The sequence below is a fragment of the Polaribacter sargassicola genome, from assembly GCF_021991835.1.
Taxonomy (GTDB): Bacteria; Bacteroidota; Bacteroidia; order Flavobacteriales; family Flavobacteriaceae; genus Polaribacter; species Polaribacter sargassicola.
Map to the genome: position 1 here is coordinate 588,614 of NZ_JAHDAU010000001.1, position 16,355 is coordinate 604,968.

19 protein-coding genes are annotated in these 16,355 nt (G+C 28.7%); 12 read left to right on the forward strand and 7 right to left on the reverse strand.

Annotation, left to right across the window (positions count from 1 at the left end; all coding sequences use genetic code 11):
* The first annotated feature begins 40 nt into the window (after positions 1-40).
* The 8 genes from KI686_RS02615 to KI686_RS02650 all read left to right on the forward strand — a co-directional run bounded on the left by KI686_RS02615 (position 41) and on the right by KI686_RS02650 (position 5,417).
* Complete coding sequence (locus KI686_RS02615) at positions 41-742, forward strand: CoA transferase subunit A (protein WP_237587699.1); 702 nt, start codon at positions 41-43, stop codon at positions 740-742.
* 2 nt (positions 743-744) lie between these two features.
* The gene (locus tag KI686_RS02620) at positions 745-1,398 is read left to right on the forward strand and encodes a 3-oxoacid CoA-transferase subunit B (protein WP_237587700.1); all 654 of its coding nucleotides are present in this window, start codon (positions 745-747) and stop codon (positions 1,396-1,398) included.
* Between the two features lies 1 nt (position 1,399).
* Positions 1,400-1,630, forward strand: coding sequence for a hypothetical protein (locus KI686_RS02625; protein ID WP_237587701.1), 231 nt, complete (start codon positions 1,400-1,402; stop codon positions 1,628-1,630).
* Position 1,631: 1 nt separating this feature from the next.
* Positions 1,632-1,859: a hypothetical protein gene (locus KI686_RS02630; RefSeq protein WP_237587702.1), complete on the forward strand. Its 228-nt coding sequence runs from the start codon at positions 1,632-1,634 to the stop codon at positions 1,857-1,859.
* Between the two features lie 36 nt (positions 1,860-1,895).
* Entirely contained in the window at positions 1,896-2,126 is a 231-nt protein-coding gene (locus KI686_RS02635; RefSeq protein ID WP_237587703.1) for a hypothetical protein, read from the forward strand.
* A gap of 46 nt (positions 2,127-2,172) precedes the next feature.
* Positions 2,173-2,934, forward strand: coding sequence for an exodeoxyribonuclease III (locus KI686_RS02640; protein WP_237587704.1), 762 nt, complete (start codon positions 2,173-2,175; stop codon positions 2,932-2,934).
* Positions 2,935-2,940: 6 nt separating this feature from the next.
* Positions 2,941-4,254, forward strand: coding sequence for a lytic transglycosylase domain-containing protein (locus tag KI686_RS02645; protein ID WP_237587705.1), 1,314 nt, complete (start codon positions 2,941-2,943; stop codon positions 4,252-4,254).
* Positions 4,255-4,430: 176 nt separating this feature from the next.
* Positions 4,431-5,417 carry a DUF4837 family protein gene (locus KI686_RS02650; protein ID WP_237587706.1) on the forward strand — a complete coding sequence of 329 codons (987 nt, stop codon included), beginning with the start codon at positions 4,431-4,433 and terminating at the stop codon, positions 5,415-5,417.
* Positions 5,418-5,488: 71 nt separating this feature from the next.
* Here the strand turns inward: KI686_RS02650 and trpS are convergent, their stop codons facing one another.
* Positions 5,489-6,457, reverse strand: a complete 969-nt coding sequence (trpS, locus tag KI686_RS02655) for a tryptophan--tRNA ligase (protein ID WP_237587707.1) — start codon at positions 6,455-6,457, stop codon at positions 5,489-5,491.
* A 249-nt stretch (positions 6,458-6,706) separates the two neighbouring features.
* On the opposite strand from trpS, the gene KI686_RS02660 reads away from it, so the two are divergent.
* Entirely contained in the window at positions 6,707-7,420 is a 714-nt protein-coding gene (locus KI686_RS02660) for a lysophospholipid acyltransferase family protein (protein WP_237587708.1), read from the forward strand.
* Complete coding sequence (gene trhA, locus KI686_RS02665) at positions 7,392-8,030, forward strand: PAQR family membrane homeostasis protein TrhA (RefSeq protein WP_237587709.1); 639 nt, start codon at positions 7,392-7,394, stop codon at positions 8,028-8,030. The genes KI686_RS02660 and trhA overlap by 29 nt, the downstream gene beginning before the upstream one ends.
* Here trhA and KI686_RS02670 read toward each other — a convergent pair whose 3' ends face one another.
* Complete coding sequence (locus KI686_RS02670) at positions 8,031-8,501, reverse strand: CYTH domain-containing protein (RefSeq protein ID WP_237587710.1); 471 nt, start codon at positions 8,499-8,501, stop codon at positions 8,031-8,033. It abuts the gene before it with no gap.
* A gap of 241 nt (positions 8,502-8,742) precedes the next feature.
* On the opposite strand from KI686_RS02670, the gene porZ reads away from it, so the two are divergent.
* Both porZ and recO read left to right on the forward strand, forming a co-directional pair.
* Entirely contained in the window at positions 8,743-11,076 is a 2,334-nt protein-coding gene (porZ, locus tag KI686_RS02675) for a type IX secretion system anionic LPS delivery protein PorZ (protein ID WP_237587711.1), read from the forward strand.
* A complete protein-coding gene (recO, locus tag KI686_RS02680; RefSeq protein WP_237587712.1) occupies positions 11,077-11,799 on the forward strand; it encodes a DNA repair protein RecO in 723 nt (240 codons plus the stop codon).
* Positions 11,800-11,808: 9 nt separating this feature from the next.
* Here the strand turns inward: recO and KI686_RS02685 are convergent, their stop codons facing one another.
* From KI686_RS02685 to KI686_RS02705, 5 genes are read right to left on the reverse strand one after another with little or no spacing between them, the layout of a single operon-like run.
* A complete protein-coding gene (locus tag KI686_RS02685) occupies positions 11,809-12,162 on the reverse strand; it encodes an SdpI family protein (RefSeq protein ID WP_237587713.1) in 354 nt (117 codons plus the stop codon).
* 5 nt (positions 12,163-12,167) lie between these two features.
* The gene (locus KI686_RS02690; RefSeq protein WP_237587714.1) at positions 12,168-13,034 is read right to left on the reverse strand and encodes an acyl-CoA thioesterase; all 867 of its coding nucleotides are present in this window, start codon (positions 13,032-13,034) and stop codon (positions 12,168-12,170) included.
* Positions 13,035-13,038: 4 nt separating this feature from the next.
* A complete protein-coding gene (locus KI686_RS02695; RefSeq protein WP_237587715.1) occupies positions 13,039-14,211 on the reverse strand; it encodes a peptidogalycan biosysnthesis protein in 1,173 nt (390 codons plus the stop codon).
* A gap of 1 nt (position 14,212) precedes the next feature.
* The gene (locus KI686_RS02700; RefSeq protein ID WP_237587716.1) at positions 14,213-15,106 is read right to left on the reverse strand and encodes a metallophosphoesterase; all 894 of its coding nucleotides are present in this window, start codon (positions 15,104-15,106) and stop codon (positions 14,213-14,215) included.
* Positions 15,107-15,166: 60 nt separating this feature from the next.
* Positions 15,167-16,300: a PepSY-associated TM helix domain-containing protein gene (locus KI686_RS02705; protein WP_237587717.1), complete on the reverse strand. Its 1,134-nt coding sequence runs from the start codon at positions 16,298-16,300 to the stop codon at positions 15,167-15,169.
* Positions 16,301-16,355 lie beyond the last annotated feature (55 nt).

Here is a 16,355-nt window from a genome sequence, read left to right on the forward strand (position 1 = left end):
TTATTTTACTATATTTAAGCAAAACAGAACTATTTAGACAATGATTAACAAGAAAGTAAATAATGTTAGAGATGCTTTAAAAGGCGTTAAAGACGGGATGACTTTTATGTTAGGTGGTTTTGGTTTGTGTGGTATACCAGAAAAAGCAATTGCAGAATTGGTTAAACTTGATGTTAGAAATGTTACTTGTATTTCTAATAATGCTGGTGTAGATGATTTTGGTTTGGGTTTACTACTTAAAAACAAACAAATAAAAAAAATGATTTCTTCTTATGTTGGCGAAAATGAAGAGTTTGAGCGCCAAATGTTATCAGGAGAATTAGAAGTAGAATTAACACCACAAGGAACTTTAGCCGAAAAATGTAGAGCCGCACAAGCAGGTTTTCCTGCGTTTTACACTCCTGCGGGATACGGAACAGAAGTAGCAAAAGGAAAAGAAACTAGAGAGTTTGACGGTAAAATGTATGTTTTAGAGACAGCTTTTAAAGCAGATTTTGCTTTTATAAAAGCTTGGAAAGGTGATGCTGCGGGTAATTTAGTTTTTAAAGGAACTGCAAGAAATTTTAATCCTAATATGTGTGGTGCTGCAACAATTACTGTTGTAGAGGTAGAAGAATTAGTGCCTGTTGGAGAGTTAGATCCTAATAATATTCACATTCCAGGAATATTTGTACAAAGAATTTTTGAAGGAAAAAATTACGAGAAAAGAATAGAGCAACGAACTGTAATACAAAAAAGCTAGTTATGTTAGATAAAAACGGAATAGCAAAAAGAATTGCACAAGAGGTTCAAAATGATTTCTACGTAAACTTAGGTATTGGCATACCTACTTTGGTAGCTAATTATGTAAGAGAAGATATAGAAGTAGAATTTCAGAGCGAAAATGGTGTTTTAGGAATGGGCCCTTTTCCTTTTGATGGAGAAGAAGACGCAGATATTATTAATGCAGGCAAACAAACAATAACTACTATGCCTGGCGCAAGTTTTTTTGATTCTGCGCTTAGTTTTTCTATGATTCGTGGTAAACATGTAGATTTAACTATTTTAGGTGCAATGGAAGTAGCACAAAATGGAGATATTGCCAATTGGAAAATTCCAGGAAAAATGGTAAAAGGTATGGGTGGTGCAATGGATTTGGTAGCTTCTGCAGAAAATATTATTGTTGCTATGATGCACACTAATAAAAGAGGTGCTTCTAAAATTTTAAAAAAATGTTCTTTGCCTTTAACAGGTGTAGGTTGTGTAACAAAAATAGTAACCAATTTAGCTGTTTTAGAAGTAAAAGATAATCAGTTTCACTTATTAGAAAGAGCTCCTGGAATTTCTGTAAAAGAAATACAAGAAGCTACAGAAGGAACTTTAATTGTAAATGGAGAAATACCAGAAATGAATATTTAAAATGGAACTATTTAAAAAAGTATATTGGTTAATTTACCCTCTTTTAATTGTTGTATTTATATTGATAAGCGAAAAGGTATTTAATGTTGAAAATACAGTTTTAAGTACCTCTATCGCAGTTACATTATCTTTTATTTTATCTCCTAGAGTGGTAATGATTGACAAACAAAACGGAGAAGAAGAACAAATAAAATGGCTTTTTTTCAAAAAAGTAATTAATAAAGAACTTTAAAATGGAATTATTTAAAAAAGTATATTGGTTAATCTACCCAATATTAATTATTGTTTTTATGTGGATTTTCGATTTTGTTTATACAACAGATAGTTTCCCTTTAAAAATAGCAATTTGTAGTGTTGTTGCTTTTATTTTATCACCAAGAAAAAAAATAATTTTAACACAAACAGGAAAAACAAAACAAATAAATTGGCTTTTTCTAAAGAAACCAATTAGTTTAGATTAAAAATGCTTTTTTTGAATAGATAAATTAAATATTGCCATGGAATATCTTGCTAAAAAACCAGGTTTGGTAATTTTTTTATTAACAATAATTTTTGTTGGAATTTTAGACTTTGGCTTTAAAATTGATAATTCAATTGTTAGAATACTTATAGCAGCACCTATGGCAGCTTTTTTGTCTCCAAGAAAGAAAATAATTAATACGCAATCCGGAGATAAAACTCAAATTACTTGGTTTTTTCTAAAGAAACCATTAGTATTAGATAAATAATATAAATCAGGCACACTTTCTCTTTTTAGAGAATTAAAAAATATAAATGAAGATAATATCATACAACGTAAATGGCATTAGAGCCGCATTAAAAAAAGGCTTTTTAGATTGGTTAGAAGCCGCAAATCCAGATGTAATTTGTATTCAAGAAACTAAAGCACATAAAGATCAATTAAATGTAATCGATTTTGAAAATGCAGGTTATCCTTATCATTATTGGTTTTCTGCACAAAAAAAAGGATACTCTTCTGTAGCCATTTTTTGCAAAGAAAAACCAAATCATGTAGCTTACGGTACAGGAATTGAAACTATGGATTTTGAGGGTAGAAACCTTCGTGTAGATTTTGATGATGTTTCTATAATGAGTTTGTATTTGCCTTCTGGTACTAATGCAGAAAGGTTGGGTTTTAAGTTTAATTATATGGATGAATTTCAAGAATACATCAATAATTTAAAACAAGAAATACCTAATTTAGTTATTTGCGGAGACTATAATATTTGTCATAATGCAATAGACATTCATAACCCAAAAATGAAAGGCGTTTCGGGGTTTTTACCAGAAGAAAGAACTTGGTTAGGTAGTTTTATCGATAGCGGTTTTATAGATAGTTTTCGTTATTTAAATCCAGAAAGACAAGAGTATTCTTGGTGGAGTTATAGAGCAAATTCTAGAGCAAATAATAAAGGTTGGCGTTTAGATTACGCAATGGTTTCTAAACCATTAAAAGACAAAATAGCAAGAGCTTATATTTTGCCAGAAGCCAAACATTCAGATCATTGTCCAATAGCCCTAGAATTAGATATTTAATATTTTATGAACAAATTTTTAGTACTATTTTTTTTTAGTATTTCTGTTTTTAGTCAACAAGAAAATAATAGTAAAAATACAGATACAGACACTTTATTAATTGAAAATGATTCTATAATTAAACCAGCTAAAGAAAACTATTTTTCTGATAGAGAGTTAGATATAATTGATAGTTTGTTGGTTAATCAAAAATTTAATTCATCGTTAGTAGACACTTTAGAGTATGTAATCGATGATATAGATATTATTGGTAGTACTACAAATAAAGTGCTAACTACAAGTTTATTAAAAGACAGACTAGCGAGTTTAAATAGTAAAACTCCTTTTGATTTAGAGTTTAACCCTGCTTTAGAAAAAGTAATTAATAGCTATTTATTACGAAGAAAAAAATATTACCCGGCTTTAATGGCCAAAGCAAAATATTATTTTCCAATGTTTGAGCAATATCTAGATCAATATGATATTCCTTTAGAAATGAAATATTTAGCTATTGTAGAGTCTGCTTTAAGACCTAAAATAAAATCTGGAGTTGGTGCCACAGGTTTATGGCAATTTATGTACGGTACAGGTATAGAGTTCGATTTAAAAGTAAGTTCTTATGTAGATGAACGTCAAGATCCTGTAAAATCTACAATTGCAGCTTGTAAATATTTAAGCCAATTATTTACCATTTTTGGTGACTGGGATTTGGCTTTAGCTGCTTATAATTCTGGCCCAGGAAACGTTAGAAAAGCAATAAAACGCTCTGGCGGATATAAGAATTATTGGAATATTAGACCTTATTTGCCAAGAGAAACAGCTAGTTATGTACCTGCCTTTTATGCTACAATGTATATTTTTGAATACGCAAATGAGCACAAAATATATTCTGAATTGCCAAAGTTTTTTAATTTTCAAACAGATACAATTAGAATTAAAAGAACTATTGGTTTTGATCAAATTTCTGAAAAAATAGATGTAGATGAAGAGGTTTTAACAGAGCTAAATCCATCTTATAAGTTAGATATTATACCTTATATTAAAGATAGAAATTATGCATTAAGGTTGCCAAGTAATAAGATTGTATCTTTTTTAGATAAAGAACAAGAAATTTATGCTTTAGCAGATTCTGATGATGCACAAAGAGAAAAACCTTTACCTAAATATTTTGAAATGGACCAACGTATTAGATATAAGGTGCAAAGTGGAGATTATTTAGGTAAGATTGCCAATAAGTTTGGTGTGCGTGTTAGTGAGCTAAAAAGATGGAACGGTCTAAAAACTAGCAGAATAAAGGTTGGACAAAGGTTGTCTGTTTATCCAAGAAGAATAGGTATATAATTGATTGAGTTTGTAAAAAAATAAAGTATAATTTTACTTTTTTTAAATAATAAATATTGATTATGGTAATTATATAAAAAAATAAAACGTTTCTTTAGATAATATTTAAAAATGGAACAGTATTTGTTGTCATAGAATCAATAATCAAACTCAAAAAGTATTTAAAAGTTAATCTTATGAAAAAAATATTTACACTAATATTATTTACAATCTTATTAGTTTCTTGTAAAGAATCATCAGATAAATACGTTTTACGAAGCTCTGTAGGTAAAATAAATAAGGTAATGGTAGTTACCAAATCTAGTGATTGGGATGGTGATATAGGTAAAGAAATAAGAAACTCTTTCGGAGAACTTATGGTTGGTTTGCCTCAGCCAGAATCTACCTTGTCTGTGTCTCAAGTTGCACCAAATGGTTTTGGAACAATGATGAAAGTTAGTAGAAATATTATGATAATTGGTGTTTCTGATAAAGAAGAGTTTTACATAAAAAAAGATGTTTATGCTAGTCCGCAAACAATTGTTTATGTTTATGCAAAAGATGATGCAGGAGTTGTAGCTTTATTTAAAAAGCATGAAAAAGAAATTATTAAAACGTTTTTAGATTCTGATATTAAATATTTACAAAACCTTTTTTCAAAAAGTAAAATAGACGAAAATCAATTTAAAACAATACAAAACTTAGGAATTTCATTAACAATACACGATAAATTTAATTATGTAGATGATACAGGAAATTTTTTATGGTTACGTCAACATTTATCAAGCGGAATAGCAAAAACAGGAAGCAATAATATTTTAGTTTATTCTGTACCTTTAGAAGAAGGTATTCAAGTTTCTGATAGTATTGTGGCTATTAGAAATAAAATAGGAAAAGAACATATTCCTGGTTCAGATGCAGAAACTATGTATATGATTACAGAAGAAGCATATACTCCTTTTACTTTTGATGCAAAAATTGATGGTAAACAAGCTTACGAAACTCGTGGAAAATGGGAAGTTAAAAATGATTTTATGGCAGGACCATTTTTAAATTATACTATAGTTGATAAAAAGAACAACCGATTAATTGTTTTTGAAGGATTTACTTACGCACCTTCTGTAAATAAAAGAGCTTTTTTGTTTGAATTAGAGGCGATTGCCAAATCGTTAAAGATTAATTAAAAAATATAAATTGATATAAAAAAACCGAAAGTAATTACTTTCGGTTTTTTTATTTATGGTTAAAATTAGTTTTAGTAACCAATTTTAGCTCTAACTCTTTTTAGAACATCGTTGGCAACTGCAGTTGCTTTTTCTGCACCTATTTCTAATGCTGCATCAATTTCGTGTTTGTTTTCCATAAAGTGATTGTAACGATCTCTTATAGGAGAAAACTGCTCAAGTACCAACTCATATAAGGCTTGTTTAGCATGTCCGTAACCGTAATTTCCACCTTCGTAATTAGCTCTCATTTCTGCAACTTGTTCATCAGAAGCTAATAATTTATACAAAGCAAAAATGTTATCAGTATCTGGGTTTTTAGGTTCTTCTAAACCTTTGCTATCCGTTTTAATAGACATTATTTGTTTTCTTAACTTTTTATCTGGTAAGAAAATATTAATAAGGTTGTTTCTAGATTTACTCATTTTTTCACCATCAGTTCCAGGAACTAATTTGGTGTTTTCTTGTATTCCTGCTTGTGGCGGAACTAAAGTTTCTCCAACAATATTGTTAAACCTATTAGCAACATCACGCGTCATTTCTAAATGCTGTAGTTGATCTTTTCCTACAGGTACAACTTCTGCATCATATAATAAAATATCAGCAGCCATTAACATTGGGTAAGTAAACAAACCTGTATTTACATCGCTTAATCTATCTGCTTTATCTTTAAATCCGTGTGCTAAAGTTAATCTTTGATAAGGAAAAAAGCAGCTTAAGTACCAAGTTAATTCGGTAACTTGTGGTATATCACTCTGTCTATAAAATATAGTTCTATTAATATCTAAACCACAAGCAAGCCAAGTAGCAGCAACACTGTAAGTGTTTTCTCTTAATAAATCTCCATCTTTAATCTGAGTTAAAGAATGCATATCTGCAATAAATATAAAAGACTCATTTTCTGGGCTATTTGCCATTTTTATTGCTGGTAAAATGGCTCCTAATAAATTTCCTAAATGTGGTGTTCCTGTACTTTGGACTCCGGTTAAAATTCTAGACATTAATTTGTTTTTATCTTTTTATTTGAGACGTTTTAAAGCTCTCGTTGTAGGTACAAAAATAAGGTTTTGTTTAAGAAAACCAATCAAACAAAAGAATATTAGTATTTTTGTAGACTTAAATTAAAATTTAGTACTTCTACTATTTTTTTTGACTTAACGTTTATCTGTGGTTTGAAATATATTAAAATACCCTTTCTCTTAATTTGGCGTCTTTGGTTTTATGTTTTAATGATGGTATTAATTGTTTTAATGTCGCTTTTATTATTTGTTTTTACGTTAAAAGAAGAATATTACCATTTGCTATGGAAAGTAATTAGGTTTATGTCTAAAGTTTTAATTTACGGAATGGGTTTTCGTATTAAAAAACAATTTGATGAAGAAATTGAGCCCGATAAAAGTTACATGTTTTGTCCTAATCACGCCTCATTAATAGACCCTTTTTTACTTATTGCTTTAAGCAAAAATCCAATTGTTTTTGTGGGTAAAAAAGAATTAGCTAAAATACCTGTTTTTGGTTTTTTTTATAAAAAAGCAGTTATAGTTGTAGATAGAAGTAGTGCAGAAAGTAGAAAGAGAGTTTTTAAAGAGGCTAAAAGAAGATTGCAAAATGGAGTAAGTATGGCTATTTTTCCTGAAGGATTAGTGCCTACAGAAGATGTAGTTTTATCACCATTTAAAAAAGGGGCATTTAGTTTAGCTATAGAGTTTAAAATACCTATTGTGCCACAAGTTTACTACGATTGTAAGCGTTTGTTTTCTTGGGATTTTTTAAAAGGAGGTATAGGTGTTTTTAGAGTACACCAGCACAAATTTATATCTACCAAAAGTTTAACTATAGAAAATGTAATTGATTTAAGAGATAAAACATTTAATATAATTTATGATGATTTATTAAGTGATAAAAAATATATGAAAGACACAAATAGACCAAATAATGAGCGAGAATTTAAATCACCATTATAGTAAAAAAGAAGAAAATTTAAATATTTGGTCTCATGCTTTAGGTTTAGTGGCAAGTATTATTGTATTTCCTTTTTTGCTTTTAAAAGCATTTTCATATTTGGGTTTTTGGCAAATAACCAGCTTTATAATTTATGGTTTTAGCTTAATAATTTTATATGTAGCTTCTACTTTTTATCATGCAGCAAAAGAACCTAAAAAAAGACGAAAACTAAATATTTTTGATCATGCTGCAATTTATGTGCTAATTGCAGGTAGTTACACTCCTTTTTGTTTGGTTGCTTTAAACTCTAATTTAGGTTGGTATATGTTTATAGCTGTTTGGCTTTTTGCATTAACGGGTGTTATTTTAAAACTTTTTTTTACTGGTAGGTTTGATAAAATATCTACAGCCATGTATTTATTAATGGGTTGGCAAATAATGTTTTTTATAAAACCATTAATAAGTGCTTTATCTAGTTACAATTTAAAATTATTAATTGCTGGAGGTGTTTTTTATACAATTGGTGCCGTTTTGTATTCTATTAGAAAATTACCATATAATCATGCAATTTTTCATGTATTTGTTTTGTTAGGTAGTTTAAGTCATTTTTTAGCAATTTATAACTTGTAATTACCAATTCTTAAATGGATTTTTACTAATACTAGAGTTGTAGTATTCTATATTTCCTGTAACTTCTCTACCCAACCAAAGCGGTTTTTTAAACGTTTCATTTTCAGAATTTAGTTCAATTTCTGCAACAATTAATCCTTTATTGTCTCCATAAAATTCATCGATTTCAAATGTATGATGATCGCTTTTTACTAGAAAACGAGTTTTTTCAATGATAGAAGGTTCGCATAATAGAAGTAGTTCTTCTGCTTCTTGAGTGTCAATTTCTTTTTCCCACTCAAAACGAGTTGTTCCTGAAGAATTTGTTTTCCCTTTTATGGTTAAAAAGGCTTTTTCATCAGCAACTCTAACTCTAACAGTTCTGTTTTTATCAGAATTTAAATAGCCTTGTTTTATTGTGTTTTTTTGATAAGCTTCAGATTTAAAATCGTCATTTATCACCAAAAATTTTCTTTCTATTTCTAAACTCATTAAAGTTTTTTGTTTTTATAGATTCCAAAAATAAAATCTGATTAATTTTCTTGTAAACACCAGTTTTCTAGTTAAAAAATTTGTTTAAAATAGGTGTCTAACCTTTTTAATTATACCAATGATTACAAAAATACTTATTTAAATGTATTTTTAAATGAAACTATTTTTACTTGTACTAATATAGGCACATTTACGTTCTATAAAAAAATAAATAAATATCTTTGAGAATCAAATAAAAATAATGAAAAAACTTTTTTCAATCTACCTTTTATTCTTTTCGGTACTATTTTTTGCACAAACAGATTATAGTGATTCTTGGGAAGATTTTTACTCATACAATAATGTTAAAGATTTTATTGAGGTTGATGGTGTAATTTATGCTTTGGCAGATAATGCAGTTTTTACTTATGATGTTGCAAGTAAAGAGATAGAAAAATTATCATCAGTACAAGGTTTATCTGGCGAAACAACAAGTGCTATACATTATAGCAGTGCTTTTGAGAGCCTTATAATTGGTTACGAAAATGGTTTGGTAGAGGTTGTAGATAAGCATGGTTTTATCACAATTTCATCAGATATTGTTAATTTTAGTCAATCTGGAGAAAAAAGTATTAATGATATTTCAGAGTATAATGATAAATTATATTTGTCTACACCCTTTGGTATTGTTGTTTATGATATTGATAATTTAGAGTTTGGAGACACTTATTTTATTGGCGCTGCTTCTACTTCTGTAAAAGTAAATCAAACTATTGTAGCCAACAATATTATTTATGCAGCTACAGAGAACGGAATTTTTTCTGCTGATATAGCAAGTAATTTTTTAATAGATTCTAATAATTGGCAACAACAATTTTTAGGTACAAATTTTAATGAAATACTAAGTTTTAATAATGCTATTTATACAATATCTGGTAGAAAATTATATGAAATTAAAAGCGCAAGTTTAACAGAGATAAAAGATTTTAACGAAACTATAGTCGCCATTAAAAGTTCTAATTTATACTTATCAGTAACATTAAATAAACAATCACAAATTTTAGATACATCTTTAAATATTGTTTACGAATTTAGTGCTACTACCGATTTTGATTATACTTTAAACAATTCTTTTTTTAATGATGATGCTATTTATTTAGCAACAAATGAATTCGGAATTTTAAACACAAACTCAAGCCAATTAGCAGATTATTTAGAGATTCATCCTGAAGGCCCTTTGTTTAATGATATTTTTTCAATATCGTCAGAAAACAACAATCTTTGGGTAGTTTATGGAGGTTATGATGCGATTTATAGTCCAATTTTTAACAGAAAAGGATTTAGTCATTATAATGGAGAAAATTGGATAAACACTAAGTATAATGCAGATTTTCCTGTTACAGATTTATCACATATATCAATAGATCCAAGTGTAGAAAATAGAGTTTACATTAGTTCTTTTGGAGGAACAACAAACGTTAACAGTGTTGCTACAGGAGGAATATTGGTGGTAGAAGATGATGAAATAAAAACTTTTTACAACCATTTAAACAGTCCTTTAGAAGATATAGAAGCAGCAAATCCTAATTATGTAACAATAAGAGTAGGAGGTACCGCTTTTGATTCTTTTGGTAATTTGTGGGTTGCAAATATTGGTTTAGGAGAAGAATTAAAAAAATTATCAACTTCGGGTCAATGGTCTAGTGTAGATATGAGGTCTGTAGAAACAAACGTTGCATTTGGTTTAAATGATCCTTTTGTTGATAAAAATAATAGTATTTGGTACGGATCTAGACGTAATGGAGTTTATGTTTATAATGAAAATGGAGGTAGAAAAAAAGCACTAATTGCAACCGCTAATTTAGGTAATTTACCAGATCTTAATGTAAGAACAGTTGTGGTAGATGATGATAATAGAGCATGGATAGGGACAGCAGCTGGTTTGGTAGTTTATAGTAATGCAGCTGGTGTTTTTGATGATAGTACGCCTAATGCCAATCCGGTTGTTATTAATGCCAATGAAGATGGTTTTGGAGATAGATTATTAGGAGACCAAACGGTTAATTCTATTGCAATAGACGGAGCGCAAAATAAATGGTTTGGCACAGATAACGGTGGTGTTATTTATACAAACCCTAGTGGACAAACAACATTAGCTACTTTTAGTACAGAAAACTCACCATTGCCATCTAACAAAATAGCTAAAATAGCAGTAGACTCTAGCAATGGTAAAGTTTACTTTGCAACTAATAAAGGTTTGGTAGCTTATAATAGTCAGGTTGCTCCTTTCGGAGATGTTTTAGGAGAGGTTTATGCGTACCCAAATCCTGCTTTAAAAAATCATGAAATAGTTACTATAGATGGTAGAAACGGAACACATTTACCTAACGGAACAAATGTTAAAATTTTAGATGTAGCCGGTAATTTAGTGTACGAAACAAATGTTGTAGAAGGGCAACAACTACAGGGAGGAAAAGTAGTTTGGGATAAAAAAAACTTAGCAGGTAATAAAGTAGCTTCTGGTGTTTACATAGTTTTATTATCTAATGATGATGCAACAGAAACAAGTGTAACTAAAATTGCAATTGTAAATTAAATGTCTGTTGTAACTACAAAAGCAATAGTTTTAAGTTCTTTAAAATATGGAGACACTAGTTTAATTGTAAAATGTTTTACAGAAGAAGAAGGTGTAAAATCTTATTTAATTAGAGGGATTTTAAAAGCAAAAAAAGGAGGATTAAAAGCAGCTTATTTTCAGCCATTAACACAATTAAACATTGTTGCTAAACATAATAATAAAGGCAATTTAAATGCTATTAAAGATGTACAAATTTTTAACCCTTACCAAACTATTTATAAAAATATAGTTAAACAATCTGTTGTATTATTCTTATCAGAAGTACTGTCTTATTCTATAAGAGAAGAAGAAGAAAATAAAGCACTTTATGAATATTTAGAATCTGGGCTTATTTGGTTAGATTTACACGATAAAATAGCAAACTTCCACTTATTGTTTCTCTTGAATTTAACTCGTTTTTTAGGGTTTTATCCAGACTTGTCTGATAGAGAAAAATTTGGTTTCGACTTAGGCGAAGGTTTTTTCTCTGACTTAATTTCTCAGAAAAACATTATTTCTGGTAACGAATTATATCAATTTAAAAAATTATTAGAGATTAATTTTGATGATATAGAAAACGTGTCTTTTAGTAAACAAGAAAGACAAATAGTTTTAAAAACCATTATTAAATATTTAGAATTACATTTAGATGGTTTTAGAAAACCAAAATCATTACAAATTTTAGAAACAGTTTTTAGTTAATAAAACTTATTACTTTTTCTTCTTTTTGCCTTCTTCTGTAAAATTATCTGTTAAAGCTTTCTCAGTTTTTAAGATACTTACAATTATAGATAAAAAAACAAATGCCATTGGTTGCCAAGTTAATTCTGCATTAAGTATGGTAGCAAATGCTAAACCAGCAAGAAAAGAAAGTCCTGCGTAAATTAACAAACTTTTATTAAAAATAGTATTTGCAAAATCCCAAATTTGTTGGTTAAGCATTGCCTTTGGTGTTTTGTAACCGTAAATACTATTTATTTTTTTAGGCGGAAATTTCCAGAATATAATACTAATTAAAAACAGTAATCCGTTTGTGGTAAGTACGTATAATAAAGCTTCATTCATAATTTTTATTTTTTAATAGGTCTTAACAAACCTTCTTGTGCAACAGAGGCTACTAATTTACCATCTCTTGTATAAATATTACCTCTAGATAAGCCTCTTGCTCCAAAAGCATTAGGAGATTCGGTAGAAAATAATAACCAATCATCAAAGTCAAAATCTCTAAAAAACCACATAGAATGATCTAAACTAGCTGTTTGTGTGTTGTAAAAGTTGTAATCTTTTGCATTTGGATTAAATGCAACATTTAGTATGTTATAGTCGGATATATAAGTTAAAATCTGGTGTTTTAATGCCAAATTCATTTTAGGAATATCTCCTTTTAATTTAAACCAAATTTCTTCTTTTGCAGGTAAATTTTCTGGTTCTAAAGGATTAGGAACACGTACAGGTTTAAAGCTAATTGGGCGCTTAATACTTAAAAATGATTTAATTGATTTTGGTAAAAAATCGCCAAATTGATCTAACATTTCATCCCAACTTAATAATTCTTCTGGTTGTTTTACATCCATATTCATTGTTGATTGATGCTCAAAACCTTCTTCTTTTTTGTGAAAAGAAGCAGCTAAAATAAAAATAGTTTTATCGTTTTGTGATGCTGTAATTCTTCTTGTAGAAAAACTACCACCGTCTCTAATTTCTGCAACTTTGTACGTAATAGGTAAGGTTAAATCTCCGGCTTCTAAAAAGTAAGAATGTAAAGAGTGTAAAAAACGACCTTCTGGTATTGTTCTGTATGCAGCATTTATAGCCTGTGCTAAAACTTGTCCGCCAAATACAATAGAGTTACCAATTGTAACACTTTCTCCAGAATAAGTATCTTTTTTAATTTCTTTTAAATTTAATAAATCTATGAGTTCTTTATTATCTTTCATAAAATTAGTTTACAGTTTTAAACGGAAATTTTTGTTGAAATGGAGTAGGTTGTACTCTTTGCAAAAATAGCTTTAAAATTTTGTTTGTAATGCTTTTTTTGTGACGAAGATACATGGTTAAATCTTCTGGTTCTGCACCAACAGAACTTTTTATTTCGCTAGCAGTTCTGCCAAAATTAATAGTTCTTAATTTTTTTTCGATACCAATTTCTATGTAATTGTATAACATTCTTTGGTATATGGCGTGTTCTCTATTTAAATGATAATCTATGCCAACAAAGTGTGCGTCTAAAGAATTGTTATTTACGATTCCGGAGATAAAGCCCACAATTTTATTATTAATCCAATAGGTTTTTAAAATGTAATTGTCGCCAAATTGTTTCTTTAAACTTTTATAAGTTTCTAGATTAAAGTTAGCTAAATTAAAATTGGCATTTGTAGTAACCTTTTGGTATAGATCTGTCATTTTAGGAAGCTCTTTATCTATGTTTTTAAGGGTAACTTCTTTAAATGTAATATTTATACTTTGTTTAAAAGCTTTTTTTGCCTTTACTCTAAATTTGGTTTTCATTGAGGCTAAATAGTCATCAAAAGTTTGCCAATTTTTATCAATTTTAAGTTTCATGTTTGGTTCTACAGAAAACGGATGATAATTAAAATCTTTTAACTCATCTGTAATTAACAGAGATTCGTTTGCAAAATCTTTTATTAAAAATGCATCAATTTTATTTTTAAAGTTTTTATCGGCATTTACAAAATGTTGAATGTTTTTTGCGAGTTCTTTTATAATGGCTTTTTTATCTTGATTGTCTTTAATAAAAACACCGTGTTCTCCGCTAACAAAAACGTTACCACAGATTAATAATTTTAGAATTTTTTTATCTGAAAAAACATGTAGTTTTCTGCCAATGTTTTTTAAAAACTCAAACTCTTTTTTTATTGAGTTTAAATGAAAATCAACAATTTTTATACTTGCAAAAGCAATTGGAAGATTATTTTTATCAACCAAAACAATATATGAAAAGGTGATTTCTGAATGATTTTTTTCTAATGATTTTAAGTAATCTGGATGAAAATAAATGTTTTTTGTACAGTTTAATTCCGCCCAAATTTGTGTAGGAATTTCATCAATAGAAGAAAAAAATAATGCGGTATTTGTATTAGAACAGCAAATCAAATTATTTCATGTAATTATTTAAGTTTTCCGGGCCTTCTAAAATGGTTCTTTTAATTTGTATAATACCACTATTGTTGGTAATAATATGCCATTTAATTAGAGTAATTTTATGGTTTTCTATTTCTATACCTGTTATAGATCTTGGGTGTACGCAAGAACCATCATTAAATAAAGGGATTTCATTTTTATCAGGAAAACGAGGTCTGTGTGTGTGCCCAGTAATCATCATTTGGTTATTGTTTGCTTTAATCCATTTTTCTAATCTTTTTTCTACTTTTATACGTTCTTTAAAATTTTGAGCCGGACTTGTAGGGTCTGAAAAACCTAAAATTTGTAAAGGTTTCCATAGTACTTTTACCAAAAAACTACTCAATCTCCAGAACACATAATTAAACCAATCTGCTTGATGGCCATGTAAAAGAAAAATTCCTTTTCCTGTTTTTTCATCTTCTAAAACAATTGCTTCATAAAAAGAAGCACCCACTAATAAATCTTTAGTTGTATCTGTTACTGTGTCGTAAAAATGATATAAATTCTTACGTACCGTTTCTTTATTTTTATATTTCATGTCATGATTACCCCAGATAAAATGTAACCTGTTATTATCATGAAATTTTTTTAGCCATAAATAGATGTGTTTGTTTGCTTTAAAAATTCTTGTAAAATTTCTGTTTTCCCAAAGTTCATCACCGTCACCAAGTTCTATGTAGGTAAAATTATTTTTATAATAATACTCTAAAGCATATTTAAACATGTTTCTATTACGAGCAAAATCGTCTGCAAAACTATTGTCGCCTCTATGAGAGTCACTAAAAAATACAAATTTAGAATTTTCATTAAAGCAAATTCTTTTGGCATTTTTATAAGCACGAGTTAATCTGAAATTAGAAGACATCTTTATTCTTTTTATGAAAATATAAAGATGCTGAAAAAAAGTGATTAATTAAAGTATACTTTATGCGCGTGTTTTTTTCTTTTTGTAGTTTCTTCCGTACCACAATAAAACACCTGTTATTGGCAAAGTTGCCGTTAGTAAACTTATTAAAAAAACTAATATTTTACCAGCCAAACCACCAATTGCACCAATATGAATATCATAATTCATTAACAAAATTTTGTCTGATATTGTGGCGTTATTATATTTACCGTAAACACTTTGTGTTTCTATTTCTGATAAATCACTTTGGTTAAAAAAACGATAATCCATATCATAATGCAAGCCATCGCTATTTGCTACTTCTAATAAAATGCTAGTTTCTTTGGTGTGAGGATAATGAATTTCGAAACTTTTTGCTTTTGGATTTTCTTTCTTTAATTTAGGAATTAACTTGTCTATTGGAGATACAAACTTAGTAAGTGTATCAATTTTTTTTGTGTTTTCATGCATTATAAAGTAGGCAGTTTTATCGCCCCCAATACTTTTGTAATAAGTTGCACTTAACCATTCATAAGACATTACAACACCAGTAAAAGAAATAATTAATACTAAAAAAGATACGTAAAAACCGATAATACTGTGTAAATCGAAGTTTTTTCTTTTCCAACGAGTTGATTTTTTCCAATCAAACTTTAAACGTTGTTTTAGGTTTTTTCGCTTTTTGGGCATCCAAAGTATAAAACCAGAAATTATAATTAGTATAAAAAGCAGTACAGAAATACCAACTATTTCTTCACCTATTTCTGCGGGCAACCATAAACGAACATGCCCTTTTAAAACAAAAGCAAAAAAACCAGAAAGGTGGTCTTTTGTATGTAATATTTTACCAGAATACGGGTTTAAAAAAACGCTTCTATAAAACTCTGGTTCTAGTTCGTAAAAAATAACCTCTATAGCTTCGTTATTAGAATTTTTAAATAATGCACCGTGTATTTCTTTATCAGGAAAAACAGTTTGAGCAATTTCTTTGGCTTCTGTTGCTGTTAAAACAGAGCTGTTTTGTGGTTTAACATATTTATAATCTTCATATAAACTTTCTATTTCATCTTTAAAAGCCCAACAACAACCAGTTATAGAAAGAATAAAAACAACAACTCCGGTAAGTAGACCTAGAATTTTATGAAGCGTAAGTATGTTTTTTTTAAAGCTCATTATTTAAAATATAAAAAGGGCAACCTGTTAGGATTGCCCTTGCAAAAATATGTTT